A 13,727-nucleotide genomic window follows, 5' to 3' on the forward strand; every position below is an offset into this window, starting at 1 on the left:
CGCCGAGTGCACGAGCCCATGCCGCCGACAGGCGTTCCCGGTCCAAGGTGTCCGGGTTGTCAGGTGCCGTAGGGATCCTGGCCCGACTGGATTCGGGTGGCCATGGACTTGAGGGCGTCCAGTGCGGTCAGGTATGTCATCGGGCCGAAGGAGACGCGGGCGACACCGAGGGCGGCCAGCCTGCGTAGATCCATGCCGGGGAGGAAGGTGACGTTGATGGGTCCGGGGATGGCTTTGACGAGTTCGGCGATCACTTCTTCGGACGGGGCCAGGATCGGGAAGATGCAGTCGGCGCCCGCCTCCAGGTAGCGGCGGCCGCGTTCGGCGACCTCCTCGACCGAGGGGGTGCCGGTCAGGAACAGGTCGATCCGGGCGTTGATCACCAGGTCCGCGTTCGCCGCCCGGAGTGCGGCGATACGCGATGTCTGTGTGTCGATGTCGTGGATCCCGCCGGTCTGGTGGTCGGTTTCCTCGTAGTTGTATCCGGCTGCTCCGATGGCGGTGAGCCGCTGGATTAGTTCCTCGGGTGGTAGGCCGTATCCGGCCTCGGCGTCCACGGTGACCGGGACGTTCACGGCGCGGATGATTCTGGCGGCGATGTCGAGCATTTCCTCGACGGGCGCGCCCTCGTGGTCGCTGTATCCCAGCATGGCGGAGATCGACGCGCTGGCGGTGGCGAGGGCGGGGTAACCCGCCTCGGCCACGATGGTGGCGCTGGCCGCGTCCCACACGTTAGGGAGAATCAGCGGGTCGCCTGGCTTGTGGAGGTCACGGAGCGTGTCAGTCTGGGCATTCGGCATGATCTTCCCTCACCTTTCGAAAGCGTCACTGTCATGACCGAGCGGACCCCTATTTCGTGACATGTCGTGATGTGACACGCAGCACAACGAGCCGCCTCGTGGGGATCTTGCCCAGCAAATCCCCGCAGGCTGCGCGACCAACCGTCCGGCCGGATCCCCGCACGCCAAAGGACCGGCAATCCGGTCGGATCCCCGTCCCGCCTGATGGTGGAGAACATCCCGTTTGCGCTAAATGCGTACCAGAAACTCTCTGTGCTGATTAATCGGCATCCTTCGCCATAAGTTTCTCCCCTTGAAGTTGTGACATGGTCGACGTTTCGTGCACCTTTTTGCGAGGGTATTCCTAACCGCGTATCGCCGCTCTGGCGCGACAAGCCTGGAATATTCAGATTTATCGTATTGGGGGCGATTTTGGGGAAGATCGTTCCTATCGAGACCCGACCGCGGATGGCGACACGCAGCTCTTCTGACCGTTCCCACGACCGAGGAGACCCCCCGATGCGCGCGCAGGACGACCTTGACGGTACGCAACCCGCCGCCGTCCCCCCGGCCGACGACGGAATTGCCATACCGATCTCCATGTCGCGGACGCGTATCAAGTTGCTCGCCTTCGTCCTGCTGGCTGTCTTGTCGTACATTTCCGATTCGCCGGAATGGCTGACTGCGGTCCTGATCCTCACCGGTGCCGCCATCCCGCTTGCCCTATTTGTGCTGGGCGGCGCGGAATTCGTCCGCGAACTTTTCCTGCTGCCGCCCCGGCCTGTTCCACCTATCACGATCCGGAAGGACGATCTCATATGAAAGAGCCCAAGCAGCAGCGCATCCCGCACCCGCAACGCAACGGCCAGGGCGGCACCGACACCGGCCCCCGGAATATCGAGCTGGACCTGCAGAATCCCGACATGCTCACGCCGCCGGAGACCGACCACGGCACCGTGCCCAACATGAAGTTCTCCTTCTCCATGGCGCACACCCGGCTCGAAGAAGGCGGCTGGACCCGCGAGATCACCCAGCGGGAGCTGCCGATCGCCACCACGCTGGCCGGTGTGGACATGAAGCTCAACCCGGGGGCCTACCGCGAGCTGCACTGGCACAAGGAGGCCGAATGGGCATACGTGCTTGAGGGAAGCTGCCGGATCGGCGCGGTCGACCAGGAGGGCCGCAACTTCCTGGACGACGTGCGCAAGGGCGACCTGTGGTTCTTCCCCAAGGGCATCCCTCACTACATCCAGGCGCTGGAGGAAGGGGTGGAATTCCTGCTGGTCTTCGACGACGGCCAGTTCTCGGAGAACTCGACCTTCATGATGAGCGATTTCTTCTCGCGCACCCCCAAGAGCGTCCTGGCGAAGAACTTCGGCTGGACGCCGGACCAGATGGCCAACATGCCGGAGAAGGAGAAGTACATCTTCCAGGGCCAGGTGCCGCCCCCCTTGGAATCCGACCGGATCATCAGTCCCACCGGCGACGTGCCGAACTGGTTCACCCACCGGATGCTCGCGCAGGAGCCGCAACGGTTCTCCGGCGGGACCGTACGGATCGTCGACTCCACCACATTCAAGGCGTCCAGCACCATCTCCGCCGCGCTGGTGGAGATCCAGCCGGGTGGCATACGCGAGCTGCACTGGCACCCGACCGACGACGAGTGGCAGTACTACATTTCCGGTTTCGGGCGGATGGGCGTGTTCGCCAGCTCAGGCCTGGCTCGTACGTTCGACTTCCGCGCGGGGGACGTTGGGTATGTGCCGTTCGCGTACGGCCACTATGTCGAGAACCTGGGGAATGAGCCGCTCGTCTTCCTGGAGATGTTCCGCAACCCGCGGTTCGAGGACATCTCGGCCACACAGTGGATGGCCAACCTGCCGCCCCAGGTCAGCGCGGACACGATCAACATGCCCCGGTCGATGATCGAGGCGCTGCCGAAGGACAAGCGGCCCGTGGTCTCCCTGAACCGCTGACCAGTCCCCCGGGCCGCGATCCAGCGGCCCGGGGTTTCTCGTTCAGGTCAGGAGTCCGGTGGCGTACATCAGGAGCATTCCGGTGAGGATGCCGGTGATGCTGACGGGATGCAGGAACCGTCCCCCGCCGTCGCGTACCGACGGGGTGAGCTGGAGGATGACCTGCGCGATCGCGCCGACGCCGAGGCCGAGTAGCAGCGCGGCGAGCGCGGGCTGTGTCGTGGCGGCGCCGAGCCAGGCGCCGAGGATGGCGGGGCCGCCGGCGACGAGGCCCAGGAAGATCAGCCGGAACGGTGTGGTGCGCTCTTCGCTGACGGGTGCGACGATGGCGAGGCCCTCGGTGGTGTTGTGGATGGCGAAGCCCGCGACCAGCGTCGCGCCCAGGGCGAGCGCGCCGACGGCGTAGGCCGAGCCGATCGCGAGTCCTTCACCGAGGTTGTGCAGGCCGATGCCGACGGACACCAGCAGCGACAGGCGATAGCCGCCTGTTTGTCCTGGTCGTGCGGACATCCAGTTCTGCACGCCGGACAGCACCAGGTAGGCGGCGATGGCACCGATCCCGACAAGTCCGGCGCCACCGAGCGCGCCCGCGCCGGCGTTGGCGACCTCCATTCCTTCGAGTGCCGCGTCGATGGCCAGCCAGGCGAGCAGCCCGATGGTCAGCGCCATCAGGGCCCGGATCCAGCCCGGAGGCACCCGCCGCAGCCAGGGGAGCCAGAGCATTCCTATGGCTACGGGGATCACACCGACATATGTCCCCAAGAGCGCCATCAGGCCGATAAATCCAGATGGGTCCGGCGTCAGCACGGCCACGGGGATCTCGTGGGCGACGATTCCGCCGGTAGAGGTGAGAAGCGCCACCTCGTAGGCCTCTCCGTCGACCCATGGATAGGTGATCCGCACGTTGGCCGAGCCGAGACGGCCGATCTCCGGTTCGCTCATCCGAAAGTCGGCGAACGCGTCATTGACCGCGACCTGGGCGAGCGTGACCGGATCGGGGCCCGCGTTGCGCACGACCAATTCGATGGAACCCGCGCCGAGTACCGTCCGCTCCACGACGAGTTCCTCAGCCGGAGGACCGTTGCGCGCGGTCAGGCCAGGCCCGTCGAGTACGGCGAAGCCCACCACCGCCACGGCGATGACGCACAACGGCAGAAGGCCGAGCACCCATGTGTTCAGGCGGCTCTCCATATCAACCGCTCTTTTCGCAGGCGGGGCCACAACCGGCCTCGAAGAAGCCCATCCAGCCGAGCTCGGCGAACTCCGACTGGTGTGCGTGGAACATGAAGCGGCCTTCGCGGGGGAACGTGATTTCGAGGATTCCGCGCTGACCCTGGCACAACATCACCGTGTCGGTGTGCTCCGCCGGGCTCATGGACGTGCCGGTGGGATACCAGTCGAAGAAGTTTCCGTGGACGTGGAAGGAGTTGACGAGGTCGTATTCGAGGACGTTGACCAGGTAGATCCGTACCAGCTCGCCGACGGTCACCCGCACCGGGTCGCTCATGTAGACGAAGGGGATGGTGTTGACCGCGTACAGCTCGTTCGCGCGGTCGAAATTGGTGTCGAAGCCGTTCATGACCATCACGAGTTCGTCGGCCTCGGGGCGTGCTTCCTTCGGGTCGATGAGGAAGACGCCGTATAAGCCTTTGGCGATGTGGTGGGCGAGCGGGGTCACGTGGCAGTGGTACAGGTGCAGGCCGAACGGCTCCGCGTCGAACTCGTATACCGTCTGGCCGCCCGGCTGGACCAGGCTCAGGCCTATTCCCGCGGTCCCGTCGACCTGGGCCGCGTGCAGGCCGTGAAAGTGAATCGTGTGCGCGTGCGCCGAATGGTTGACCAGGGTGATTCGCAGGCGCTCACCTTCGGTCGCGCGAAGCGTGGGCCCGGGAATCCTGCCATTGTAGGTCCAGGCGGGAAAGGTGACTCCAGGAGCCACCTCGATTTCCTTTTCCCGGGCCACCAGGGTCCATTCTCGAAGTGTTCTCCCGTCGGCGAGGAGAGAGGTTTTTCCCCGGTCGAAATCCCTGATGAGCGTCGTCGGGTGAAACCCGTTCTTGCCGTTGTCCACATGGGTCCCCGACCGGAAGCCGGCGTGCGCGGACCCTGCCGTGTGTGCCGGACCATGCTGGTGGCCACCTGGATCGGAGGAGGGGATCGCCGGCCTTCCGGTCAGGTGCGCCACAGCGGCACCGACGGAGGGAACCAGTGCGACAATTGCGCTACGTCGAGAGATGTCTGACACACGAAACACGGTAAGTGGCCAAAGCCGCTATTTCAATGCGCAAATTAGATCCACGTTTGCCCGATTATGCTGACATAAATCGGGATTCGTTTGCGAGGGAATCGAGCGCGATTCCTACTGGCACAGCATGCGAGTCGACAAATCCGTGAATATCCCATTTAGCACCGACAGGGACTGAGCTGCGTTGCCGCCCTGTGCGCAGACAGGACAGTTGCCGTCGGCGCTGCGTCCGGTCGCCGCGCTGTCGGCGCACCGGAATTGGCCGCTGGCACTCTTCGGCGTCGCTAGGTCAAGTGTGCGTGGAAATCACCGGACAACCCTCGACGACATTGGAGCAGGCCCCCAGATTCATCGTCGAAGGCTGCGACAGCGTCCAACTGCCGCCGACCCCGGTGGATGCCTGGTGATCACGGTCAACGCGCGCGCAGCCGGCGCAGCATGCGGGCGTCCTCGAACCCGACCTCCCGGGCCGCGGACTCGACCACGGTCCCATGGCTGATCAGATGCTGAGCCCGCTCCAGGCGAAGGGCCTGCTGGTAGCGCAACGGGGTGAGCCCGCCGGTGGCGCGGGTGAACGCGCGGGTCAGGGTGCGCTCGCTGACACCGGCGCGCGCGGCCAGATACGCCAGCGGCAGCGGCTCCGCGAACCTGCTGTCGATCAGATCCTGGACGCGGTGCACGGTGTCGTCCACGTGGGAGCGATACCGGAGCATGGCGCTCGCCTGGGGTTCGTGCCCGTTGCGACGAGCGTAGACGACCATGTCACGGGCGACCTTGGCGGCGACCGCGGGCCCGTGCCGTACCGACAAAAGGTGCAGGGCCAGGTCGATGCCGCTGGCGATGCCGGCCGAGGTCACCACCCGGTCGTCGACGGTGAACAGGACGTCGCGGACCACCGTGGCGCGTGGGTAGCGGGCCGCCAGCTCATCCTGGAGATCGTGGTGGGTGGTGCACCGGCGACCGTCCAGCAGCCCCGCCTGGCCGAGCGCCTCCGCTCCGGCGCACACGCTGGCCACCGTACCCCCAGCGGCATGATGCGCCCGCAAACGCGCCAGATCTTCCGCCCGCGGGCGCGGCCCACCCCGAAGCGTCGGCCCTCGCCACCCCGGCACCACGACCAGGTCATCCCGCCCCAACTCGGGCCATCGCGTCTCCGCCGCCAGCGGCAACCCCTGCGCGCTGGGCACCTGCTCCCGCTCGGCCACGTAACACAGCCGGTACGGCTGCCCTAGCATGGCAGCGGAATGAAAAGCCTGCGCGGGCCCGGCCAGATCCAGCAGATGCACCCCCGGCAGGAGCACGAAAACGACTTGGCTCATTCCAGTTCAGCCACGCTGACAATCGCGGCGAACCTATCCCGAAGCACCGCCTCGGTCCGCGCGGTGATCTCCTCCACGCTGAACCCGCCAACCGGCCCGGTCGTGGTGGCATCGGTGACGAAGAGCACCTGATATCCGAGATCGCTACCGATCCTGGCCGTGGTCTCCACGCACTGCTCGGTCCGGATCCCACACAGCACCACCTCGCGCACCCCCGCCTCAGTGAGCAACTGCTGCAGGTTGGTGGTGGTGAAAGCATTGTGCGAGGTCTTGCGCAGCGTCGGCTCTTCCGGCAGCGGCGGCCCCACCTCGTCCATCAGCCGAACGTGCCCGTTGGCAGGATCGAACGCACCGCCGCTGCCGGGTTCGGAGTGCAGCACCCAGACCACAAGATCCCCCTTGGCCCGAGCGGCACGCACCAGCCGGTTGACCGGTTCGGCGATCTTCGGGTTCCCTATCTGCGCCCAGTTCGGCTGCGCCCGGAAGGACTCCTGGACATCGATCACAATCAGAGCTCGGTTCATACCATCAGTCTGACCAGCGCAACCACCTCCAGAACAGGCCCGATCCAGCCCGTTACCGGAACGATCCGGTCATCCACCTGGGACGACCGGCTGCGCGGCGCCGCCGGTTCAGGCGCAGGTCGGAATCTTCGGGTAATCCTGGGTACGAACCGCAGGCAGCCAGGCCACTCCGCCGGGCACGTCGTCGAGCCGCACCCGATACCACCGCTTGGTGAAAACGCCGGTCTCGTCGCTGACGAGGTCGCCGTCGTACAGGACGCAGTCGGACGCCAGCACGTCGTTGTGCCACACCCGGTGACTCACGACGTTGTTGGCGTCGTATTTCGCGCGGGGGTCGATAGCCAGGCCCATGCTGCACGCCGGCGGCCGGTCGGTGCGGTTCTGGCAGGGAACCTCCACATTGAACACCTTGACCGGAACCGTCTTCGCGAACCCCGCCGGCTCGTCCTCGCGGAACACCAGCACGAGCGCGACGGCCGCTGACGCCACGGCGGCGGCCGACGCGGCGATCGTGATGATCCACGGTGTACGGCCGCGCTCGCGCCGCGGTTCCTCCGGCTCATCGAGAGGCGGCGATGACTCGCCCCTCCGGGCGGCGTCGGCGAGCACCCACAGCCGGTGCAGATCGCGGGTCTCCTCGCCGCTCGCACCACACCCCTTCGCGAAGGTGTGCACCACCGCGAAGTCCGCCGGGATCTTCGTCCCGGCCGCATAACGGTGCAGGCTCGACCGGCTGATCCCGGTACGTCCGGCGAGCTCCTCGAAGCTGACCCCGGCACGCTCCTTGAGGGCACGAAGCCGCGCGGCCAGTTCATCCGCTTCCGCGGACAGCGTCATGAGTCCATCCCAGTCATATCCCAGCAGGTCAACAGAGTTCGCAGGTCACATGGGCTGAAACCATCCCAGCATCCCATTTCACTCTAATCCCTTGCGGATCATGATGATCACCGTCAATGTCGTCGCTGACTCGGCACCGTAAGCGCCCGGGTGGAACGAAAGAGCGGTGCCGAACGACGCACGACCGGATCTCTGTCAGCACGTCAACCAGAAAGAGAGAACGCGCAATGAACCTACGCCGGCACGCGGGGGCCGTTATCAGCGCAGGACTGCTCGCCCTCCCTCTCGTCCTCCTCACGGGGACGTCGGCCTCCGCAGACACCAACTGCGGAAGCTGGCCCGGAAACGGCATCGCCGATCACGACGTCAAGACCCTGACCGTGACCCACGGCGGCCGTACCATCAAGATCGCTCTGGTGAACCAGCGACTCAGCGATCACTCATTCGCCGCCATCAGAAGCAACTACCGGTCCGGGGACCAGACGTGGGTGGACCGTTCGTACGACGGGGGCAAGAACTGGACGCAGTGCGGCCCGTTCAACTCCCAGTTCTCGAACGACCTGAACAACCTCGGCAACCACATGCGAGCGTGCGCTCGCTTCAACGGGGCGAGCTTCTGCACGGGCTGGTACAAGGACACCGACTGATCACCATGAACACGTGACACGAGGGCCGCTGCCGGCAGCGGCCCTCGCCGCGTTTGATCACCTCTAGCGGATGAACTTCTGGATGGCGCGCCGGCAGCGAGTGGCCTGGGCTTGGAGGGCGTCGGCGAGAGCGGGTGGGCCGCTGGTGAGGGTGAAGTCGGTGTCCACCGAGGTGATCATCCAGACCAGTGCCCATGGGGTATCGGCACCGACATACAACAGGCAGCTGTGATCGTCCACTGCCTCGACCACGCCCATCCCCGGCCAGATCCGTTGAGCGACGGTTTCGGCGGATTCGTGCAGGGTGACGGTCGCCTGAACCGACCACGCCCGCGATGACAGCCGGTGCGCCAGGTAGGTCGCGACGTCGCCGTCGGGTGGCTGTCTGGGCGCGAACCTGGGGCCGGTAGGCGTACGCGGCCGGAGCCGGTCCGCCCGGAAGGTGCGCCAGTCCTCGCGGTCGATGTCCCAGGCGACCAGATACCAGTGCCGGTCGAAACTGACCAGGCTGTGCGGCTCGACGGAACGAATCGTGTCGCCGCCACGGGGGCTGGTGTAGTCGAAACGCAGGCGTTCATGGCGGCGGCAGGCAGCGGCGATGGCCATCAGCGTGTCCGGGCTCACGGTGGGCCCGGTGCGGCCGACCCGGACGGTCGCCATGTGCAGCGTGTTCACCTGATGCCGCAACCGGGATGGCAGCACTTGCTCCAGTTTGGTGAGGGCACGTAGCGAGGTCTCCTCGATCCCGGTGACCGAACCGCCCGCCGCCGTACGCAGCCCGACCGCCACCGCGACCGCCTCGTCGTCGTCGAGCAGCAGCGGCGGCAGCGACGCGCCCGCCCCCAGCCGGTAACCGGCGGTGCCCTGGGTGGCGTGCACCGGATAGCCGAGTTCGCGCAGTCGCTCCACATCCCTGCGGATCGTCCGCGTGGTGACGCTCAGCCGCTCGGCGAGCTCGGCGCCGGACCAGTCGCGATGGGTCTGCAGGAGCGACAGCAGTTTCAGCAGCCGCGCGGAGGTTTCCACCATGCCGCCAAGAATGCCGGACCCTTAGGACCGATCCTTACCTAAGCGGCTCATAACGTCGCGTTCATGACGACCACCCAGCAGGACATTCGCCCTTTCCGCCTCGATATCCCGCAAGCTCAACTCGACGATCTGAGCGCGCGCCTGGCCAACACCCGCTGGCCGGACGAACTGCCCGGTGTCGGCTGGAGCAGGGGCGTACCGCTGGAATACCTGAAGAATCTCGCCGAATACTGGCGCACCGGCTACGACTGGCGCGCGCACGAGGCGGCGCTCAACCAGCACCCGCAGTACGTCACCACCATCGACGGGCAGAACATCCATTTCCTACATGTACGCTCACCCGAGCCGGACGCCACCCCCCTGATGCTGCTGCACGGCTGGCCGGGCGGAGTCGTGGACTTCCTCGACGTCATCGGCCCGCTGTCGAATCCCCGCAACGACCCGGCCCCCGCATTCCACCTGGTGATCCCGTCATTGCCCGGTTTCGGATTCTCCACACCGCTGGCCGGTCCGGGCATGGGCACCGCGCGAATGGCCGAGGTGCTCACCCAGCTGATGTCCCTGCTCGGCTACGACCGGTACGGCGTCCAGGGCTACGACACCGGCGCATGGGTCGCCCCCCACATGGGCAAACACGACCCCGACCACATCACCGGCATCCACGTCAACGCCCTGCTCACCTTCCCCATCGGGGCGGAAGGCGAAATGGACGGCCTGACCGAGGTCGAGCAACGGCGCTGGCGGGCGATGCAGAACTTCAACGACGGCTACCTCCAGTGCAACTCCAAACGACCGCAAACGGTGACATACGGCCTGCACGACTCGCCCGTCGGCCAACTTGCCTGGATCGTGGAGAAATTCAAGGAACTCACCGACCCGGAAGACGGCCTGCCCGAGGACAGCATCGACCGCGACCGCATCCTGACCGACGTCTCGCTGTACTGGCTGACCGGCACGACCGGATCCGCCGCACAGATCTACTACGAAGAGATCTCCGCCAACACCTGGACCGAGACCACCGACTGGAGCGAGGGCACCGACTCGACCGAAGACGCGGCCGGCTGGACGCCTCAGCGCGGAACGGTGCCAACCGGAGTGCTCGTCTCCGTCCACGACGTGACCATCCGCCGCTGGGCGGAACGCGACCACAATGTCGTACGTTGGACGGAACTCGACCGCGGCGGCCACTTCCTCGCCATGGAGGCACCCGACCTGCTGATCGCCGACGTGCGCGAATTCTTCGGCAAGCTGCGCTGAGAGGCTGGTCGTAGGGTGCTCGCGCGCGACTAAGCTCGGACCCGGCGTAACGTGGGCGCGAAAGGATCCGATCATAGTCAGCGATTACCTGCCTCCGGAACCGACTCGGCCCGTGCGTCGCCGCGTGACGGAGGCGGCGATCTTGAGCAACCAGCCCCAGAGCCCCGCCGATGTCCGGCAGTGGACCTGCCCGCACGCCCAGCACGCCCGGCACGGCTGCGTCCCCTGCTACCAGGCCTCGGCCGACGCCGATCCGGCGCTGCCGCTGTGGGATGTCGCGGTGTGGTTCACCACGGTGTGGCCGATCCCGATCAGAGCCCTGCAGGACGTCCACCGCCACGGCCGCCGCTTCACCCTCGACCAGCCTTCAACGCCTTTGGTCTACATCCTGAGCGGTCAGGTGCGGACCGCCCTGGGCGCGGAAGCGGTGGCCGCGATGGTGGGTTTCCTCCTGCAGAACCGCCACATCGTCGAGGAGTTCACGGTGACGGAGATCCGCGCCGTCCACTCCTGACCGTCCGCGCTGTGGTCAAGCGGATCAGAATGGGTGCCAGGAAGGCCATCTCGAAGAGTCGCAGGCTCTGCACGCTGGAGATCAGGGGCAGGTTCGCGTGGGTGGAGGTGGCCGTCGCCAGGACCGCGTTGATCCCGCCGGGTGTGGTGGCGAGAAAGGTGTCGCCGAACGGGATGTGAGTGAGGACGGAGAGTATCCATGCCAGGGCTCCGCACCCGGCGCTGATGGCCAGGGTGCAGGCCAGCGCCGCGGGCAGGATCCGGCGTAGGTGGCCCATGGTCCGCCGGGAGAACCGCAGGCCCACGTCGAGTCCGATCATGGTGAACAGCAGGGTCCGCAGGATCCCGCTGGGCGCGAATCCCGGCGCGAGGCCGGTCGCGGTGACGACGCCAGACACCAGCATGGGGCCCATCATGGCTGGGCTAGGCAGCCTGAGCCGGGGGCCCAGCAGCATGCCGACCCCTGCGACAACCGCGAGAACGATCAGCCCGCGTACCTGGTCAGGACCGCTGACCAGGTGCCAGGGACCGCCATCAGGAGCACCGGCGCCTCCTATCGCCGCCGGTGGGAGCGCGATGAAGCTCAGCAGCAGCGGCGTGCTGGCCACGACGAAGCCCAGCCGCAGGTACTGCATGAACGCCACCATGCGCCCGTCGGCCTTGAGGTCTTCTGCGGACGCGACCGCGGCGGCCGATCCTCCGGCGATCATGCCGAGGGTGGCCGTGGCACGGTCCAATCCACCGAAACGGACCATGGCGAACGCGGCCACCTGGCAGAGCAGGAGCGTGGCCAGGGTCACCACGGCCAGCGGCGCGATCGAGCCGGCCACGTGGCTCAGCGCGGGCAGGTCCAGGTAGCTCCCCATCAGCACGCCGAGCAGCACCTGCGAGCCGCGGTTGAGCATGGCGGGCGGCTGGTGGCGTACCAGCCCGGTCAGGGCGATCAGCAGCCCGAGCACGAGCGGAATCAGCATGTGCGGCGATGGCACAGCCGGCTCGCCCAGCTCACCGGCCATCCCCATGACCGGCAAGATCACCAGCCACGCGGCGACCTTGCCGGCCCGCCTGATGCCGCGGACTGACCGCACAGATGACGCTTCCAAGCCCTACCGCCCCCCGCGATGGTTGCTCGTCATGAAGGTCAGGTATATGGCAACAATCAAGATCATGATGGCGAACGAGCGCGCTACTCGCGACGGGAGCGAGCAATACCCGCACCCACCAACCCGGATCCAATCCCTCCGGCGCGAAAGCGCGCAAGAATGGTCAAATAGGCCCAACGATCAGCTAAATGGCCAATTTCCATTCAACGTATCACCGCCCGGGCAGTGCTAGGTCAGAGGCGTCCGCCCGTGTGGGCGAGGATCTCCCGTACCCGCTGCTTGGCCAGGGTGCAGTAGGCGCGCGCGGACTCGCGGGCGGCACGCCGGTCAGCGCGTTCGAACGCCTCGGTGAGCTCACGTTGCACGTCGATGAACTTCTGCGAGGTCATCGGCGTGGACCCGAAACTCCGGGTCATCACGCTTTTGATGCTGAGCCCGCCGAAAGTCGCCGTCAGCAGTGGATTGTGCGCCAAGCCCACCAGCCATTCATGAAAGGCGTAATTGGCGTCGAGATAGTCGTCGAAATCCACGAACCGGTCGCCCACCAGCAGGACCGCCATCCGCTCGAACCTGGCGCGGAGTTCGGCCAGTTCGGCGGGGGACGCCTGGCCGACGCTCAGTTCGATCACGCCGAGTTCGATGGCGAGCCGGGCGTCGAACGTCGCGTCGGAGGTGGCCACGTCGAACTGGGCGACGACATAGCCGCGGTCGGGGTCGCGGCTAACGAGGCCGTCGGCGGCCAGGCGGGTCAGGGCGTAGAAGGCCGACGACTGATCCACGCCCAGTTCACCGGCGAGATCCTCCAGCAGGATGACCTCGTTGGCCAGGTAGACCCGGCTGAGCACCTGATGCCTGGCCTTCTTGTACACCCGGTCGTCGCGGGCGAACTCGAAGCGGCCGAAGTCGCCGCGGAAGTAGGTCAGCGGCTGGCCCTGGCCGGCGACGGCCGAGCGGACGCGGCCGATGAAGACCGAATGGGTGCCGCCGTCGACCTGCTCGGTCACCTCGCATTCGAGGTGCGCCAGCGCGTCGCTCAGCACGGGCAGGCCCAGCTTTCCGGTGTGGACGCGAACGTCGCGGAACTTGTCGTCGTCCGGCATGGCGAACTGATGGGCCAGCCGGCCTTGGTCCTCCCCCAGCACGTTGACCACGTACTTCCCGGCGCGGGCCACCGCCGCCGCCGTGGGGACGGCGTTGTTGACGCAGGCCAGCATGGTGGGCGGGTTCACGGACAGGGATGTCACGGAACTGGCCGTCATGCCGAAACGCTGGTGGCCGTGGGCCGTCGTCAGCACGGTCACGCCGCTGGCGAGGTGGCCGACGACGTGGCGGAACAGCAGGGCGTCGACTCCCTCCGAGACCTGTTCCATGCCCCCACCTCCGTGGAGTTCGCTGATGCCCCGAGTCATGGGCTCATTGAACAGAGGGCGGGGAGTGCACCACAGTGGCGCTCACCGTGAAATTGCCGCAAGCCCGGTGCCGGAGGACGTTACGCCGT

At 66.5% G+C, this 13,727-nt stretch carries 14 protein-coding genes; 5 read left to right on the forward strand and 9 right to left on the reverse strand.

Going from position 1 to position 13,727, the window contains the following annotated elements:
• Positions 1-59: 59 nt before the first annotated feature.
• On the reverse strand, positions 60-800 hold the full coding sequence (locus Amac_RS11755) for an isocitrate lyase/PEP mutase family protein (protein ID WP_155354381.1): 741 nt from the start codon (positions 798-800) through the stop codon (positions 60-62).
• A gap of 498 nt (positions 801-1,298) precedes the next feature.
• On the opposite strand from Amac_RS11755, the gene Amac_RS11760 reads away from it, so the two are divergent.
• Together Amac_RS11760 and Amac_RS11765 are read left to right on the forward strand one after the other, a co-directional pair.
• The gene (locus Amac_RS11760; RefSeq protein WP_155354382.1) at positions 1,299-1,601 is read left to right on the forward strand and encodes a hypothetical protein; all 303 of its coding nucleotides are present in this window, start codon (positions 1,299-1,301) and stop codon (positions 1,599-1,601) included.
• On the forward strand, positions 1,598-2,755 hold the full coding sequence (locus Amac_RS11765) for an oxalate decarboxylase family bicupin (RefSeq protein ID WP_155354383.1): 1,158 nt from the start codon (positions 1,598-1,600) through the stop codon (positions 2,753-2,755). Before Amac_RS11760 ends, Amac_RS11765 begins: the two co-directional genes overlap by 4 nt.
• A 42-nt stretch (positions 2,756-2,797) precedes the next feature.
• On the opposite strand, the gene Amac_RS11770 is transcribed toward Amac_RS11765, so the two are convergent.
• From Amac_RS11770 to Amac_RS11790, 5 genes are all read right to left on the reverse strand, one after another.
• Entirely contained in the window at positions 2,798-3,946 is a 1,149-nt protein-coding gene (locus Amac_RS11770) for a ZIP family metal transporter (protein WP_155354384.1), read from the reverse strand.
• A gap of 1 nt (position 3,947) precedes the next feature.
• Positions 3,948-5,009: a multicopper oxidase domain-containing protein gene (locus Amac_RS11775; protein WP_307729721.1), complete on the reverse strand. Its 1,062-nt coding sequence runs from the start codon at positions 5,007-5,009 to the stop codon at positions 3,948-3,950.
• A 404-nt stretch (positions 5,010-5,413) separates the two neighbouring features.
• Complete coding sequence (locus Amac_RS11780; protein ID WP_155354386.1) at positions 5,414-6,319, reverse strand: GlxA family transcriptional regulator; 906 nt, start codon at positions 6,317-6,319, stop codon at positions 5,414-5,416.
• A complete protein-coding gene (locus Amac_RS11785; protein ID WP_155354387.1) occupies positions 6,316-6,843 on the reverse strand; it encodes a cysteine hydrolase family protein in 528 nt (175 codons plus the stop codon). Before Amac_RS11785 ends, Amac_RS11780 begins: the two co-directional genes overlap by 4 nt.
• A 108-nt stretch (positions 6,844-6,951) precedes the next feature.
• Positions 6,952-7,680 carry a helix-turn-helix domain-containing protein gene (locus Amac_RS11790; protein ID WP_155354388.1) on the reverse strand — a complete coding sequence of 243 codons (729 nt, stop codon included), beginning with the start codon at positions 7,678-7,680 and terminating at the stop codon, positions 6,952-6,954.
• 227 nt (positions 7,681-7,907) lie between these two features.
• Here Amac_RS11790 and Amac_RS11795 point away from each other — a divergent pair, with 227 nt between their 5' ends.
• Positions 7,908-8,327: a hypothetical protein gene (locus tag Amac_RS11795; protein ID WP_155352125.1), complete on the forward strand. Its 420-nt coding sequence runs from the start codon at positions 7,908-7,910 to the stop codon at positions 8,325-8,327.
• Positions 8,328-8,390: 63 nt separating this feature from the next.
• Here the strand turns inward: Amac_RS11795 and Amac_RS11800 are convergent, their stop codons facing one another.
• On the reverse strand, positions 8,391-9,356 hold the full coding sequence (locus tag Amac_RS11800; protein ID WP_155354389.1) for a helix-turn-helix transcriptional regulator: 966 nt from the start codon (positions 9,354-9,356) through the stop codon (positions 8,391-8,393).
• Between the two features lie 63 nt (positions 9,357-9,419).
• Here Amac_RS11800 and Amac_RS11805 point away from each other — a divergent pair, with 63 nt between their 5' ends.
• The gene (locus tag Amac_RS11805) at positions 9,420-10,613 is read left to right on the forward strand and encodes an epoxide hydrolase family protein (protein WP_155354390.1); all 1,194 of its coding nucleotides are present in this window, start codon (positions 9,420-9,422) and stop codon (positions 10,611-10,613) included.
• A 142-nt stretch (positions 10,614-10,755) separates the two neighbouring features.
• A complete protein-coding gene (locus Amac_RS11810; RefSeq protein ID WP_155354391.1) occupies positions 10,756-11,127 on the forward strand; it encodes a hypothetical protein in 372 nt (123 codons plus the stop codon).
• Here Amac_RS11810 and Amac_RS11815 read toward each other — a convergent pair.
• Both Amac_RS11815 and Amac_RS11820 read right to left on the reverse strand, forming a co-directional pair.
• Positions 11,093-12,214 carry an AbrB family transcriptional regulator gene (locus tag Amac_RS11815; protein ID WP_218041026.1) on the reverse strand — a complete coding sequence of 374 codons (1,122 nt, stop codon included), beginning with the start codon at positions 12,212-12,214 and terminating at the stop codon, positions 11,093-11,095. The genes Amac_RS11810 and Amac_RS11815 overlap by 35 nt on opposite strands.
• A 248-nt stretch (positions 12,215-12,462) precedes the next feature.
• The gene (locus Amac_RS11820) at positions 12,463-13,599 is read right to left on the reverse strand and encodes a flavin reductase (RefSeq protein ID WP_155354392.1); all 1,137 of its coding nucleotides are present in this window, start codon (positions 13,597-13,599) and stop codon (positions 12,463-12,465) included.
• Positions 13,600-13,727 lie beyond the last annotated feature (128 nt).

Origin of the sequence: Acrocarpospora macrocephala, assembly GCF_009687865.1 — a bacterium.
GTDB classification, from domain to species: domain Bacteria; phylum Actinomycetota; class Actinomycetes; order Streptosporangiales; family Streptosporangiaceae; genus Acrocarpospora; species Acrocarpospora macrocephala.